Annotated in this window: 14 protein-coding genes; 7 read left to right on the top strand and 7 right to left on the bottom strand. The window is 70.9% G+C overall.

Features of this window, described 5'->3' with window-relative positions; genetic code table 11:
• Positions 1-330: 330 nt before the first annotated feature.
• From LNK82_RS04825 to LNK82_RS04810, 4 genes are all read left to right on the top strand, one after another.
• Positions 331-1755: a glycoside hydrolase family 6 protein gene (locus LNK82_RS04825; RefSeq protein ID WP_230565699.1), complete on the top strand. Its 1425-nt coding sequence runs from the start codon at positions 331-333 to the stop codon at positions 1753-1755.
• 85 nt (positions 1756-1840) lie between these two features.
• Complete coding sequence (locus LNK82_RS04820) at positions 1841-2110, top strand: hypothetical protein (protein WP_230565698.1); 270 nt, start codon at positions 1841-1843, stop codon at positions 2108-2110.
• A complete protein-coding gene (locus LNK82_RS04815) occupies positions 2107-2487 on the top strand; it encodes a YchJ family protein (RefSeq protein WP_230565697.1) in 381 nt (126 codons plus the stop codon). Before LNK82_RS04820 ends, LNK82_RS04815 begins: the two co-directional genes overlap by 4 nt.
• A 33-nt stretch (positions 2488-2520) precedes the next feature.
• The gene (locus LNK82_RS04810) at positions 2521-3795 is read left to right on the top strand and encodes a PIN-like domain-containing protein (protein ID WP_230565696.1); all 1275 of its coding nucleotides are present in this window, start codon (positions 2521-2523) and stop codon (positions 3793-3795) included.
• Here the strand turns inward: LNK82_RS04810 and LNK82_RS04805 are convergent.
• From LNK82_RS04805 to LNK82_RS04780, 6 genes are read right to left on the bottom strand one after another with little or no spacing between them, the layout of a single operon-like run.
• Complete coding sequence (locus LNK82_RS04805) at positions 3792-4886, bottom strand: MCE family protein (protein ID WP_230565695.1); 1095 nt, start codon at positions 4884-4886, stop codon at positions 3792-3794. The two genes, LNK82_RS04810 and LNK82_RS04805, sit on opposite strands and share 4 nt — an antisense overlap.
• Positions 4886-5851 (bottom strand): MCE family protein, encoded by a 966-nt coding sequence (locus tag LNK82_RS04800; protein WP_372470404.1) that lies wholly within the window; start codon positions 5849-5851, stop codon positions 4886-4888. Before LNK82_RS04800 ends, LNK82_RS04805 begins: the two co-directional genes overlap by 1 nt.
• Positions 5848-6855 carry an MCE family protein gene (locus LNK82_RS04795; RefSeq protein WP_230565694.1) on the bottom strand — a complete coding sequence of 336 codons (1008 nt, stop codon included), beginning with the start codon at positions 6853-6855 and terminating at the stop codon, positions 5848-5850. Before LNK82_RS04795 ends, LNK82_RS04800 begins: the two co-directional genes overlap by 4 nt.
• The gene (locus LNK82_RS04790) at positions 6855-7835 is read right to left on the bottom strand and encodes an MCE family protein (protein ID WP_230565693.1); all 981 of its coding nucleotides are present in this window, start codon (positions 7833-7835) and stop codon (positions 6855-6857) included. The genes LNK82_RS04795 and LNK82_RS04790 overlap by 1 nt, the downstream gene beginning before the upstream one ends.
• Positions 7832-8848, bottom strand: a complete 1017-nt coding sequence (locus tag LNK82_RS04785) for an MCE family protein (RefSeq protein ID WP_230565692.1) — start codon at positions 8846-8848, stop codon at positions 7832-7834. The genes LNK82_RS04790 and LNK82_RS04785 overlap by 4 nt, the downstream gene beginning before the upstream one ends.
• Positions 8845-9939: an MCE family protein gene (locus LNK82_RS04780; protein WP_230565691.1), complete on the bottom strand. Its 1095-nt coding sequence runs from the start codon at positions 9937-9939 to the stop codon at positions 8845-8847. Before LNK82_RS04780 ends, LNK82_RS04785 begins: the two co-directional genes overlap by 4 nt.
• A gap of 226 nt (positions 9940-10165) precedes the next feature.
• Here LNK82_RS04780 and LNK82_RS04775 point away from each other — a divergent pair, with 226 nt between their 5' ends.
• Both LNK82_RS04775 and LNK82_RS04770 read left to right on the top strand, forming a co-directional pair.
• The gene (locus LNK82_RS04775) at positions 10166-11722 is read left to right on the top strand and encodes an AMP-binding protein (protein ID WP_308257158.1); all 1557 of its coding nucleotides are present in this window, start codon (positions 10166-10168) and stop codon (positions 11720-11722) included.
• A gap of 133 nt (positions 11723-11855) precedes the next feature.
• Positions 11856-13151, top strand: coding sequence for a PucR family transcriptional regulator (locus LNK82_RS04770; protein ID WP_230565690.1), 1296 nt, complete (start codon positions 11856-11858; stop codon positions 13149-13151).
• On the opposite strand, the gene LNK82_RS04765 is transcribed toward LNK82_RS04770, so the two are convergent.
• On the bottom strand, positions 13120-13746 hold the full coding sequence (locus LNK82_RS04765; protein WP_230565689.1) for a hypothetical protein: 627 nt from the start codon (positions 13744-13746) through the stop codon (positions 13120-13122). The genes LNK82_RS04770 and LNK82_RS04765 overlap by 32 nt on opposite strands.
• A 244-nt stretch (positions 13747-13990) precedes the next feature.
• On the opposite strand from LNK82_RS04765, the gene LNK82_RS04760 reads away from it, so the two are divergent.
• The gene (locus LNK82_RS04760) at positions 13991-14602 is read left to right on the top strand and encodes a DUF6801 domain-containing protein (protein WP_230565688.1); all 612 of its coding nucleotides are present in this window, start codon (positions 13991-13993) and stop codon (positions 14600-14602) included.
• Positions 14603-14705 lie beyond the last annotated feature (103 nt).

Here is a 14705-nt window from a genome sequence, read left to right as displayed (position 1 = left end):
GCAGTCGCGCTGCCACCGGACGGCGTAATTCGACGAATTTTCGACATCAACTTCGATTCGGCCGTGACCTGGATCTCAGTCACTCGTTCGGAGTAGTCAGACCGGCAAAAGTTCACAGTGGGTGACGAACCGCTCGTTCGTCGGCGGCTGACCTGTCTCACACGCTGTTCATCCGGCGTTTTCTTCACGGACCGTATAAACCGGCGCAAGTCACCCGTGGATCACGCCCTCTTTTCTTCACCGTTTCCGACTGGCTACAGTCCTGCCACCTGGGAGCGCTCCCAGCCGAAGTCAGCCCCCGTTCAGCACCGACGCTGCGAGGACCTTGCGATGCGAGCACACAACGCACTCGACTCCGGCCCCGACCTCCGCCGTCCCCGTCACAAGACGAGGCTGGCGGCGGCGGGCGCGCTCTCCGGCGCCTTGGTCGCCAGTGCCGTGGCACTGGTCCTCGGTGGTGGCGCGACCACCGCGCAGGCGGCCGACTCGGCGTTCTACGTCGACCCGAACACCTCAGCGGCGAGGTGGGTCGCGCAGAACCCGAACGATTCCCGGGCCGCGGTGATCCGCGACCGGATCGTCAACACGCCGCAGGCGCGGTGGTTCACCACGACCAACACCTCCGAGGTCAGGGGGCAGGTCGACGCGTTCGTCGGCGCGGCGGCGGCGGCCGGGAAGATCCCGATCCTGGTCGTCTACAACGTGCCGAACCGAGACTGCGGGGGCGCGAGCGGCGGCGGCGCGCCCTCGCACTCGGCTTACCGGGCGTGGATCGACCAGGTGGCCGCGGGCATCGCGGGCCGTCCGGCGTCCATCGTCCTGGAACCCGATGTGCTGCCGATCATGACCAACTGCCAGAGCCAGTCCCAGCAGGCCGAGACGATGGCGTCGATGGCCTACGCGGGCAAGAAGCTCAAGAGCGGTTCCGCGCAGACGAAGGTGTACTTCGACATCGGCCACTCGGCGTGGCTGACCCCGGCCGAGGCCGGGCAGCGGCTCCGGGGCGCGGACATCGCCAACAGCGCCGACGGGATCTCCACGAACGTGTCGAACTACCGGCACACCCGCGACGAGGTGTCGTTCGCCAAGGCCGTGCTCAACAACCTGGGCGACTCGCGGTTCAAGGCCGTCATCGACACCAGCCGCAACGGCAACGGGCCGTTGGGCGACGAGTGGTGCGACCCGGCGGGCCGGGCGATCGGCACGCCGAGCACCACCAACACGGGCGACTCGCAGATCGCCGCGTTCCTGTGGATCAAGCTCCCCGGTGAGGCCGACGGCTGCATCGCGGGCGCCGGCCAGTTCGTGCCGCAGCGGGCGTACGACATGGCGATCGCGGCTGGACCGACCAGCACGACGACGTCCACGACCACGTCGACCACCACTTCCACCACCACTACTACTTCCACGACCACTTCCACCACGACCACCACTCCGCCTCCAGGGGACGGATGCAGGGTGACGCACCGCGTGGTGAGCCAGTGGTCGGGCGGTTACACCGGCGAGATCGTCATCGAGAACCGGGGCGCGGCCATCAGCGGCTGGACCCTGACGTTCTCCGCGCCCGGTGTGACCGTTTCCCAGGGCTGGAACGGGACGTGGACCGACGGCGGCGACATCGTCCGCGTCGGCAACGCGGCCTGGAACGGCGGACTCGCGACCGGTGGTACCGCGACCATCGGTTACAACGCGAGCTTCAGCGGCGGTACCCCACCGTTCACTTCTCCCACTTTGAACGGTGCGGCGTGCGGCTGACGCCGTAGTCCCAGCCCTCCAAGCGGCTCCCCTCCCCGACTGGCAGTCAACGGGAGGGGAGCCGCTCTCCTTATATCCTGTGCACGTGACCGAACCGATGTCCGTCGCGGTGCGCGAGGCGCTGTCGACCGACCCGTCCACGCCCGCCGACGCGTTGGCGGCGCTCGCCGACGACCCGAGCCCGGTGGTCCGCGCGAACCTGCTCACCAACCCGGCCGTGCCCGCCGACCTGCGCTACCAGGTGCACGCGTCGCTGTCGGCGGAGGCGGCGGCCGGTGACCGCGAAGCGGAGAACGCGCTGGCGTGGGTGCGCTACGACCGTTCCGGCCGGACCGCGTGCGACCGGCCGGAATGAGCGTGCCCGACCGCTGCCCGTGCGGCCGGGGTGAGCCGTACGACGAGTGTTGCGGACCGTTGCACCGGGGCCGGCGCAAGGCGGCGACGGCCGAGGCCCTCATGCGCTCCCGCTACAGCGCGTTCGCGTTGGGCGACGAGGACTACCTCCTGGCCACCTGGCACCCGAGCACCCGGCCGGCCTCGCTGGACTTGGACCCGGACCAGCGCTGGACCCACCTGGAGATCCTCTCGCACACCGGCGGCACCCCGTTCCAGAAGACGGGCACGGTCGAGTTCCGCGCCCATTACCGCTGGCAGGGCCACCGCGACGTGCTCCACGAGAACAGCCACTTCGTCCGCGAGGACGGCGCTTGGTTCTACGTCTCCCCCGCCTGAAACGCCGACCGCCGCCCTGACGATCTACCGGACATGGTCGAGCAGCCGGACGGCAACTCAGGGATCTACGACGCCTTCCCCGGCTACCGGCGTCCGTCCGAGGAGGAGTTGGCGGAAGCCCTCCGCTCGGCGCTGGTCGTGGTCGACGCCAACGTGCTGCTCAACCTCTACCGGTACAACGAGGCGACGCGTGACGACCTGCTCGGCCTGCTGCGCGGGGTGGGCGACCGGCTGTGGGTGCCGCACCAGGTCATGCGCGAGTTCTGGCGCAACCGGCTGACGGTGCTGGCGGGCCGTGCGGCGGCCACCGACCAGGTGCTCACGGCGTTGGGCAAGCAGCAGCGGGCCGCCGACGACGCGTTGCACCAGTGGGCGAAGACCACGGCGTTGGCCGACGCGGTGCGCGACGACCTCGTGCGCAAGGTGGACGCGCTGCACCGGGAGCTGGTCGCCGCCATCAGGTCGCACACCCCGCCGTCGCCCGACTCGCCGGGGCTACCGGGACGCGAGCCGGTACTCGACCAGTTGGAGGCGCTGCTGCGCGGCAAGGTGGGCGCGCAACCGGACCACAGCCAGTGGAAGGCGCTCGTCCAGGAGGGCAAACGCCGAGCCGGTGCGAAAGAGCCGCCCGGCTACCTCGACGCCGGCAAGGACGATTCGAGCCTGCCCGAGGGCGCGGCGGGTGACTACCTGGTTTGGGCACAGGCGGTCCAGGAGGCGGCGCGGCGTGACGCGGACCTGCTCCTCGTCACCGGTGACGAGAAAGAGGACTGGTGGTGGCGGTACCGGTCGGACTTCCTCGGTCCGCGGGTCGAGTTGGTGGAGGAGTTCGCCGCCGCGTCCGGCAAGCAGCTGTACATGATGCGGCCCGTCGACCTCCTCAGGCGGGCGGCGGCGATCGAGGTCGAGGTGCGCAGCGAATCGGTCAGCGATGTCGCCCGGGTGAGCGAGAGCCAGGAGGGCGCGACCTGGACGCCCGCCGGCGTGGCCGAGCTGCTCCGGCAGCTCGACTTCGAGGAACGACCGCACGCCGACCTCATCCGTGAGGCGGCCCGGCTGGACGGGTTCATCCCCAACAACGCCATCTACGGCAGCGGGACCGTCGACGACGAGGCAGCGCACCGCCTGACCGGCCCGGTCGAGCGCATCACCCGCATGTTGCAGGGCCGCGGCGTCGTCGCGCGGGGTGTCCGGCCGGTGTTGACGCCAGTCTCCAACGGCCGGGAACTGATCGGGTTCGACATCCCGGACGAGTTCGTGGCCGCCCTTGCCGAGGTCCCGGCCGACCTGGACGGAGTTCCGGACTAGCGCGGTGCGTTCTGCGAGCCCCGGACGCCGCTGGCGGAGCCGCGCGGGAGGGTGCAGGCGGCGCCGGTGTTGAACGGGCTGGTGGACGTGTCGAGGCCGCTCTTGCGCGGGGTGGACTCGTAGCCCGCCTCGCACGGCGGGGGTTCGAAGAAGGTCAGGGCCAGGCCGAACTGCGCCTGGCCGGACGCGATCGCCGACGCGCCCACCGACACCGCGTCGGGCACGGTCACCAGGACCTCCTCCAACGCCCCCTGCCGGGTGACGAGGACGTCCGCCGTGGTCAGGAGGTTGGCCAGCACGATGCCGAGGTTCGGCCCCGACTCCCGCAGCAGGGCGCTCACCTCCGCCGACGCGCCCGGCACGGCCCCGATCAGCCGCCGCAGGTCGCCGTCCGACTCACGCAGCCGTGACGCGACCAGCAGCGCGCTGTCGGCGAAGGAGTTGATCGCCGCCGAGTGGTCCAGCTGCGTCCGCAGCACGGCGACGGAGTCGTTCAGCAACCGCGTGGTCTGCGGCAGGTGCGCGCCGGCCGTCCCGATGAACTCCGTCGTGGCGTCCAGCAGCACCTGGAGATCCGGCCCGGTGCCGCGCAACGCCTGGTCCAGCTCGTCCACCACGGTCCGCAGCGACTCCACCGGCACCGAGCGCGCCAGGTCGTCCAGGCTGGTCAGCACCTGTTCCACCGGCAGCGGCAGCCTGGTCTGCGACCGCGGGATCACCGAGCCGTCACCCAGGTACGGCCCGCTGTCCCGGCGCGGCCGGAGGTCGACGTACTGCTCGCCCACCGCCGAGCGGTTCGCGACCACGGCCTCCAGGTCGACCGGGATCGGCGGGGCGCCGGCCCCGATGCGCAACTCGACCTCGACCTGCCCGTCGCCCAGCCGGATCGGCCCGACCCGGCCCACCGGCACACCCCGGTACGTCACCTCGCCGCCGGTGAACAGGCCACCGGTCCGGGCAAGCTCCAGCCGGACCGCGTACCCGTCGTCCACCACCACGAGCCCGACGTACTTCGCGCTCACGTACGTGACGCCGAGCAGCGCGATGACCGCGAACAGCGCGACCTGCACCCTGATCCGCCTAGTGATCATCAACGCCCTCCGGGCTTCAGGGTCAGGTAGGTGTTGAGGTAGTCGCCCTTGATGCCGTCCAGCACGGCGTCGGTGAAGGGGAACGTCAGCAGCATCTCCAGCGACTGCGGCAGGTTCTGCCCGGACTCCGCCAGCCGCCGCAACGTCGGCTCCAACGCCCGCAGGTCGGCCACCAGGTCGTCACGGCTGCGGTCCACCGTGTCCACGGCGACGTCGGACAGCTCCCGCAACGCGTTCAGCAGCCCGACGAGCTGCCCGCGCTGGTCGTGCAGCACCCGCAGACCCGGCTCCAACCCGTCCAGCACTTCGCCGATATCGCCCTTGCGCGCCTCCAGGGACGACGCGAGCTTGTCCATCCCTTCCAGAGCGCGGGTGATCTCGCCCTTGTGCGAGTCCATCGCGCCGACGAACGAGTCCACAGTGGACAGCAGCGATCTCACCGCGGCCTCGTTGCCGGACAACGCGGCGCTCAGCTCCCGTGAGATGTCCCGGATCTGCGCGATGCCGCCGCCGTTGAGCAGCATCGACAACGCGCCGAACACCTCCTCGACCTCGGGGTTGCGGTTGGTCCGCGTCACCGGGATCACCGCGCCGTCCACCAGCGGCGACGCCGACCGCTCGTCCGGCACGGCCAGCTCCACGTACTTCTCCCCCAGCAGGCTCGACTGCCGCAGCCGGGCGAGGGCGTTCGACGGCAGCAGCACGTCACCGCGCACCGCGACCCGCACCAGCGCCGTGGAGCCGTCCTCGGACAACCCGATGTCCTCGACCTTGCCCACCGCCACGTCGTCCACCTTCACGCCGGCGTGCGGCACGAGGTCGAGCACGTCGTCGAACTCGACGGTCACCCGGTACGGCCGGTCGCCGAGGTCCGCGCCGCCGGGCAGCGGCAGGTCGTAGGCGCTCGGCATCGCCGAACACCCCGTCAGCACCAGGACGAGCGCCACCGCCGCCGGCCGCCTCACCGCGCACCTCCGGGAACGCTCAGCAGGTCGGTCACGAACTCGTTCAGGTTGGCGCGCGCGTTCAACGTCCCGGTCGCCGGGTCGTAGGCGTTCACCACGTTGTGCAACGCGACCGGCATGACCTCCAGCACCTCGGTCAACGACTCCTGTTGCCGCACCAGGGTCCCGGTCAGCGCGGCCAGGTCGTCCACACTGGACTTCACCCGATCGCGGTTGTCGTGCACGAATCCCCGCACCTGCTCCAGCGCCGTGGCCAACTCGCCCAACGCCGCGCCCAGGTCGTCCCGTTCGGCGGCGAAGAACCCGGACACGTCGGCCAGCTGGTCGGCCAGCCGTCCCACCTGCTCGTCGTTCGCCGCGAGCATCGAGGTGAACGACTGGAGGTTGTCCACGGTCCCGAACAGGTCGTCCCGCGACCCGGCCAACGTCTTCGCCGCGTCCGCGAGCTGCCGGATCGACTCGCCCAACGCCGCGCCGGTCCCGTCCAGGTTCGCCGCACCCGTGCTCAGCAGGTCGGACAGCGCGCCCTCGCGGTTGGCCCCGTTCGGGCCGAGGGCGGTGAGCAGCGCGTCCAGGCTGGTGTACAGCTCGTCCAGCTCGACCGTGCCCGCCGTGCGCGCGCTGGTGATCACGGCTCCGGGCGCGATCTGCTCGCCTCCGGTGTAGACGGGCGTGAGCTGCACGTACCGGTCCGCCACGATGTTCGGCGACACGACCACGGCGCGGGCGTCCGCGGGTACCTCGACGCCGTGGTCGAGTTCGAGGTCGACCCTCACCGACCCGCCCTCGGGCAGCACGCCGACCACCCGGCCGACCTTCACCCCGAGCACCCGCACGTCCGAGCCCTCGTACACGCCGACGGCGGCGGTGAAGTAGGCGGCGACCCGCATCGGCGACGGCCGCAGGAAGATCCACCACACGACGGCCGTCGCCACGAGGACGAGCACGAATCCCTGTGCCAGCGCCACCACCAGCCGACGCCGGCCCCGCGTCCGGGCGAACATCAGCGGCCTCCCGTCGGGCAGTCGCGCCGCGCGCCCGGGTCGACCACGAGCCCGCACAGGTAGGTGTCGACCCACTGGCCGTTGCCGAGGGAGTTGTTCAGCACCCGGTAGTACGGCCCGGCCAGCGCGAGGCCGCGGTCCAGCGCGTCCTGGTTGTTCCGCAGCACGTCGGTGACCCGTTCCAGCTGCTCCAACGCGGGCCGCAGCTGCTCGGAGTTGTCGGCGACCAGGCCGGACAGCTGCCGGGACAGCGCCCGCGTGCCGTCGAGCAGCGCCGCGATCGCGTCACGGCGGCGCCCGATCTCCTCCAGCAGCAGGTTGCCGTCGGTGATGAGCGCGGCGAAGTCGGTGTTGCGCTCCGCCAACGCCCCGCTGACCTGGTTCGCGCCCGCGATCAGCGACGCCAGCTGCTCGTCGCGCGAGGAGATCGTCTTCGACAGCGCCGACAGCCCTTCCAACGCCTGCTTCACGTGCTCCGGGGAGTCGCGGAAGGTGTCCGAGAGCACCTGGAAGCTCTCCGCCAGCCGGTCGGTGTCGATCTCGCTCACCGTCGTCGACAGCCCGCTGAACGCCTCGATCACGTCGTAGGGCGAGGTGGTGCGCTCGACCGGGATGGTGTCGGTGAGCGGGTCGCGGCCCTCCGAGTCCAGCGCCAGGTACTTCTGCCCGAGCAGGGTCTTGATCCGGATCTCGGCCCGGCTGCGGTCGCCGAGCTCGACGCCGCGGACCCGGAACGCCACCCGCACCCTGCCCTCGCGCAGCTCGACGTCGGTCACCGTGCCGACCTTCAGGCCCGCGACGCGGACCTCGTCGTCCACGCGCAGGCCGGCCGCCTCGGTGAACTCGGCGGTGTGCTTCACACCGCCGCCGAAGAACGGCAGGTCCTCCAGGAAGAAGGTGAGCACGGCGGTGAGCGCGATGACCAGGAGGCCGACGGCTCCCAGCAGCACGGGTCTGCGTTCGATCCTCTTGGGCGTCATCGGTGACACCTCGATTCGGTGACGGGGATGCCGACCGGCGGTCCGCCGGGCGCGGGCGGCGCCTGCGAGGAGGCGAAGCACAGGTAGAAGTTGAGCCAGGAGCCGTAGGACGCGGTGCGGCCGATGGCCTCGAACTTCACCGGCAGGTTTCGGATGAACGGCTCCAGCTCGGGCGCGTTGCCCAGGTTGCCCGCGAGCAGCCCGAGCGCGGCGATGTCGTCCTTGAGCGGTTGGCGTCCCTGCTCCAGCAGCGACGCGGTGCTGTCGCTCAACGCGGCCAGGCCGGTGATGGCGTTGCCGATCGGCTCGCGGTCGGCGGCGAAGCCGGACACGAGCTGCCGCATCGAGGTCAGCAGCTCGCCGAACCGGTCGTCCCGCGAGTTCACCGTTTCCAGCACGGCGTTCAGGTTCTCCACGACCTTGCCGATGACGTCGTCCTTGGCAGCCAACGTGGAGGTGAGCGACACGGTGTGCGCGAGCAGGCTCTCCACCGTGCCGCCCTCACCCTGCAACACCTGGATGATCTCGTGCGACAGCTTGTTGACGTCCTCGGGGTTCAGCGCCTGGAACAACGGCTTGAACCCGTTGAACAAAGTGGTCAGGTCCAGCGCCGGGGTCGTCCGCTCGACCGGGATCAGGCCGCCGTGCGGCAGCCTCTCCCCCACCCGCCCGGCGGGCTGCTCCAGCGCGACGTACCGCTGGCCGACCAGGTTCCGGTACTTGATGGTGGCGGTGACGTCGGCGGACAGCGACCGGCCGTCGGCGACCGAGAACGTGACGTCGACCAGCTCGTCGTCCACCAGCTCCATCGACTCGACCTGGCCGACCTTCACGCCGGACATGCGCACGTCGTCGCCCTCGGCCAACGCCGTGACGTCGGTGAACCGGGCTTCGTAGACCGCTGTGGAGCCGACCCGGCTGCCCGCGATGGTCGCCGCCAGGAACCCGGTCGCGGCGATCGTGACCACGACGAACACCAGGAACTTGGTCAGCGGCGCGGCGACGTTCCTCATCGGACCCCCACGGTCAGCAGGCGCGCCCACTCGGGCACCTGGTCCGGCGCGACAGCGTTGACCGGACCGGACGGGCAGTGCGGACCGCCACCCCGGCGGTGCACCGGGTCGTCCCGGCCGGGCACGTACTTCTCCCCCGGCGGCACGACGGTGATCTCCGCGTGCACGCCCGGCTGGTCGGTGCCCTTGCCGAGCACCTGGTCCATCCGCGGCCGGATGGCGTTCACCGCGCTCAGCACGCACCCGAACTCGGGCGAGTAGGTGGCGAACAGCTCGAACGTCGGCCGGGACCGGTCCGCCAGCGCGACCACCGTCTCGCCGTTGGCGCGCAGGAAGCCGGTCAGGTCGGCGGATGCGGTGGTGAGGCTGGAGTAGACGGCGTCGAGGTCGGCGCGCTGCTCGGCGATCGTGCGGCTGACCGCGGTGGCGTCCGTCAACGCCCGCACCAGGTCCGGCCCCGCGTCCGCGTACACGCCGGTGACGTCGGCGAACCTGGTGATGTCCTCCTTGAGCACGGGCAGCTGCGGGTTCAGCTCGCGCAGGTAGGCGTCGAGGTCCACGATCGCCTGCCCCAGGGTCGCGCCGCGCCCGTCCAGCGCCTGGGCCATCGACGTCAGCGCGGAGGACAGCTTGTCCGGCCGCACGGCCTGCAACGTCGGCAGCAGGTCCGCGAGCACCCGTTCCAGCTCGATCGCGCCGGACGTGCGGTCCTGCTCGATCACGGCGCCGTCGTCGAGCGCGCCTGCCGGGTCGTCGGGGAGCTCCAGGCTGACGAACCGCTCGCCGAACAACGTCTTCGGCAGCAGCCGGGCGGACACGTTCGCCGGGATGCGGCCGACCTGATCGGGGTGCAGGCCGAGTTCGACCTCGGCGCCGTCGCCGTGCGAGCGGATCGCCCGCACCTCGCCGACCAGCACGCCGAGCAGCTTCACGTCCGACTCCTCCTGGAGCTGGTTGCCGACGTGGTCGGTGCGCAGCAGCACGGTCACGCGCGACGTGAACGCCTTCTGGTACGCCGCGACGGACAAGCCGCACAGCGCGACCAGGAGGGCGGCGAACAGCAGCCCCAGCAGGCGACGGCGCAATGCCACAGGTATTCTCCGAAGGAGTGGTGTGAATTGACCGAAATGACGTTACCGACCAGTACGTTACTAACGGATGTCTCACCGCACAAGCAACCGGAAAGCTTTGTCAAGCACGTGACAAAGTCGGTTCGCGAAACACTCACCCGACTGCACAAACCCGATCGGGGCCTGGCGCCCCGGCCCGCGTTGCGACTAACAATGATCGGCGTTGTCGAGAATCGGGGGTGCCCGCGTGTCACATCTGCCGCACTGCGTCCGGGTGCTCCACCGCGCCGGAATGGTCCAAGCGCACCGGCCCGATCGGGCGCTGCGGTCGCTGGTCGAGGTGCGCGCGTGGGGCCCGCTGCTCGGGTCGGTGCGCCGCGCCGTGCGCGAGCAGCCCGACGCCACGGCGGTGATCGACGAGACCGGGCCGTGCGCCTACGCCGACCTGCACGAGCGGTCCATGGCGCTGGCCCGGACCCTGCACGCGGCCGGCATCGGCGCGGCGCACGTGGTGGCCGTGCTGTGCCGCAACCACCGCGGGCCGGTGGAGGCGATGCTGGCGTGCGCCCGGCTCGGCGCGCGGGTGCTGCTGCTCAACACCGGGTTCGCCGGGCCGCAACTGGCCGACGTGGTGCGCCGGGAACGGGTGGTCGCGCTGGTGCACGACCCCGACTTCGCACCCGTGGTGGCGGAGACGCCGCCCGCCGTGGCCAGGTTCTCCACCGGCGACCTCGACGAGCTGATCGGGTCGGCGCCCGACCGCGAACCACCACGACCGGCGCGGCCGGGCGACGTCGTGCTGCTCACCAGCGGCACCACCGGGACGCCCAAGGGCGCGCACCGGGAGGTGCGCTCGCCGTTCGCCGCGGTCGACTTCCTGGACCGCGTGCCGCTGCGGTCGCGCGAGGTGACGGTGATCGCCGCGCCGGTGTTCCACGGCATCGGGTTCGCGCACCTGGTGCTGGCGATGGGCCTGGGTTCCGCGGTGGTCCTGGCGCGCGAGTTCGACGCGAGGCGGACGGTGGGGTCGGCCGCACGGCACCGGGCCACCGCGCTGGTGCTCGTGCCCACCATGCTCCGGCGCATCCTCGACCTGGGCCCGCTGGAGCTGGAGTCGCACGACCTGTCGGCGCTGCGGGTGGTGCTCAGCTCCGGCGCCGACCTGCCCGCGCCGCTGGCCGCCGAGGCGACCAGGCGGTTCGGCGACGTCGTCCACGACCTGTACGGGTCGACCGAGGTGGCGGTGGCGACCGTGGCCACGCCCGAGGACCTGCGCGAGGCGCCGGGCACGGTCGGCCGCCCGCCCCGCACGTGCCGGGTGCGCGTCTACGACGACCAGGGCCGCCGGATCACCGAGCCGGGCGTGGTCGGCCGGGTGTTCGTGGGCAGCCGGCTGCGGTTCAGCGGCTACTCCGGCGGTGGCGGCAAGGACGTCGTCGACGGGCTGGTGAGCACCGGCGACCTGGGGCACTTCGACCGGAGCGGTCGGCTGTTCGTCGACGGCCGGGAGGACGACATGATCGTCTCCGGCGGCGAGAACGTGTACCCGGGCGAGGTGGAGAACCTGCTGGCCACGCACTACCAGGTGCGGGAGTCGGTGGTGCTCGGCGTGCCCGACGCGGAGTTCGGGCAGCGGCTGCGGGCGTTCGTGGTGCCGGTGCCCGGCGCGCGGGTCGACCCGGAGGAGCTGAAGCTCTTCGTGCGCGACCGGCTGGCCAGGCACAAGGTGCCGCGCGAGGTCGTGCTGACGACCTCGCTGCCGCGCAACGCGACCGGGAAGGTCCTGCGCCGCCGGCTCCGCTAGCGCCGTTCTTGTCACGCGACGCACGACAACACTGGCGACTTTGTCACGGGAGTGCGCCGTGGTTGACAACTTTTCATGATCAAAAATACAGTGTTCGGAATCACACCTAACCGTTTGGTGGTGGGCGAACAGCATGAACAGAACCGGAGAACTCCGAGCCTCCGAGTTACCGCTCATCGGGAACGCGGACCTGTGGGAGCAACTGCCCGCCGACCTCGCGCCGAAGTTCCGCGCCAGGGCGGGCGACGTGGCCGTGGACATGGTCCGGGAAATCCAGAACCAGATCGCGGAATATTCACAGAAGTTGGAGGGGATGTTCGGCCAAGTGGTGGTCGAGGGGGTGGAACAGGCGATACACCAGTTCATCGACCGGATGGTCGACCCGACCGCGCAGCGGGAGGACCGGGCCAAGCTGTTCCGCCTGCTCGGCAAGCTCGAGGTCAGCGCCGGGCGCAGCCTCGACCTGCTGCAGACGGCGTACCGGATCGGCGCGCGGGTGGCGTGGCGGCGGATCTCCGAGTTCGGGCAGACCGAACGCGTGCCGCTGGCCACGATGTGCCTGATCGCCGAGGCGATCTTCGCCTACATCGACGAGCTGTCGTTGCGGTCGATGGAGGGCTACGCCGAGGCCCAGGCGCGGCACGCGGGCGCGTTGCAACGGCGGCGCAAGCGATTGCTGGAGCTGCTCCTCGGCGAACCGGGCTACCACCCGAACGCGCTGACCGAGCTCGCCGAGGCCGCGCACTGGCCGTTGCCGGAGAAGGTGCTGGTGGTGGCGCTGGAACGGCGCACCGACCAGCACCACCTGCCGATACCGGCGCTGCACGAGGACATCCTGATGGACCTGGAGGGCAGCGAGCCGTGCCTGCTGCTCACCGACCCGGAACGGCAGCTGGTCGCGTTGGAGCAGAAGCTGGGCGGGTGGCGCGCAGCCGTCGGCCCGATCGTGCCGCTGGCCTCGGCGCGGCAGTCGCTGCGCTGGGCGCGCCGCACCATCACGCTGATCCAGTCGGGCGTGATCGCGGACCGGCCGATGGTGGACACCACCGAGCACCTGTCGACGTTGCTGCTGCTCGGTGACGAGGAGCTGGTGCGGGAGCTGGTGAAGCGGACGCTGGCGCCGTTGGAGGGGCTGACGCCGAAGCAGCAGCAGCGGATGCGGGAGACGATGACCGCGTGGGTGGAGACGCGCGGCAGCGCGCCGGAGGTCGCGTCGAGCCTCGCCGTGCACCCGCAGACGGTCCGCTACCGGTTGCGGCAGCTGGAGGAGCTGTTCGGGGCCAAGCTGCACGACCCGGACGCGTTGTTCGACATGGGCATCGCGCTGCGGGCGCTGCGGTTGCTGGGCGGCGCGGCCGGGCCGCCACGGCGGCTCGGGCAGGCGGGTCCGCCGGGGTTCACGGGATCGTCGGGAGCAAGGTCAGCGTGAGGTCGATCGTGTTGCCCGGTCCGGAGATCAGGCCGGTCAGCAGCGGGTCCAACCCCTCGCGGCCCTGGCAGCCACCGAAAGGCGGAATCGTGTAGACGCCCCGCATCGGCATCTTCTCGAGCAGGAACGGACCCTCCAGGTCGATCGACGCGGGTTCGACGGTCCGGCACGCCTGCCCGACGTCCAACGGCTGCTCGTTGACGGCGACCTCGCTGAGGTTGATCAGGAGCTTGGCGTTCGCCTTGACGTGGCCGTCCCTGATCGTGCCGGTGACCTTGCCGACCGGGATCAGGTCCGTGCGCGCGGTGTTGGGCACGAAGCCGAACACGATGAAGTAGCCGTAGCTCGGCGGCAGCTCCAGTTCGCCGGTGATGGTGCCGTCGACGAGGTCGATCTCGGCACGCAGGATCCCGGGACCGATGGCGAGGTCGGACTGGAGCTTGTGGATCCGGCTCACCCCCTCGACCCGGTAGACGAGCTCGATGCCGGCCGTCAGCACGGGCGCGCGCACCTCGGCGTGGCGCACCACCCACGTCGGGGTCAGCGCCGCGCCCAGCAGCGCGGCGACCGCGGCCAGCACCACCGCGATCCTCACCGCACCGCTCCGCTCATTCTGCGAAACTACTTTCCCGAACCACGTACGCACAAGCGCCGATCAATGATTTGTCACGTGCGTGACAACTCTTTTCGGCGCTTTTGTCGCACCCCTGACATAGCCGGGGAAAACGTGAAAGAAACTCTTGCCGAGTCTGCACGACAAAGCTACTTTACTGACGAGTAGCCTTCCGCCGCACACCGAACACGCTGTTTTCCGCACTGCTCTCGACGAGGAGACGCACATGCTGAAACTCACTGGTCGCAGGGTCATCGGCGCACTCACGGCCGCCATCGCCGTCGTCGGATCGGTGGCGTTCGCCGGCGCGGGCACCGGCATGGCCGCCACCAAGAGCCTGACCCTGGCGTACAGCTGCCCGTTCCCGTTGATCGGCACGCAGGACATGACGGTCCGCATCACCGTGGCCGACCTGGCCGACTCCGCGGTGGTCGGCCAGCCGGTCTCGCCGACGAGGGTGACCGCCATCGCCACCGTGCCGTCGAGCGCCACGCTCGGGCTCAGGCTGGTCGGCGCGACGACCGTGGAGGGCACCGCCGTCGCCAACACCGCGGTGGACAACGCGGGCGCGGTGCAGAACGTCGTGGCCAACCTCGTGGTGGCCAAGACGAACATCCCGGCGTCCGGCTCGTTCAACACGATCGCCACGGGCGGCACGGCGCCGGTCACCTTCACCAACGCGGGCACGACCACGGTCCGGGTCGGCGCCTTCAGCACCACGTTGACGCCGCGCCGGTCCGACGGCAGCTTGACCGGCCTCGGCACGTTCACCTCCGCCTGCACGCTCAAGCCGAACCAGAACACGCTGCTCCACACCTTCACCGTGTCGCCCGCCTGACCGTCGTCGACGGCACCGGGCAGTGATCCGACCGCGGGGGGGGGGGGGGGGGCCCCCCCCCCCCCCCCCCCGGGCCCCCCGCCCCCCCCCCCGCGCAGTTGGG

Source organism: Saccharothrix luteola (assembly GCF_020859565.1).
GTDB lineage: Bacteria > Actinomycetota > Actinomycetes > Mycobacteriales > Pseudonocardiaceae > Actinosynnema > Actinosynnema luteola.
Note: the sequence above shows the minus strand (reverse complement) of the source record. Positions and strands in the feature narration are given on the sequence as shown.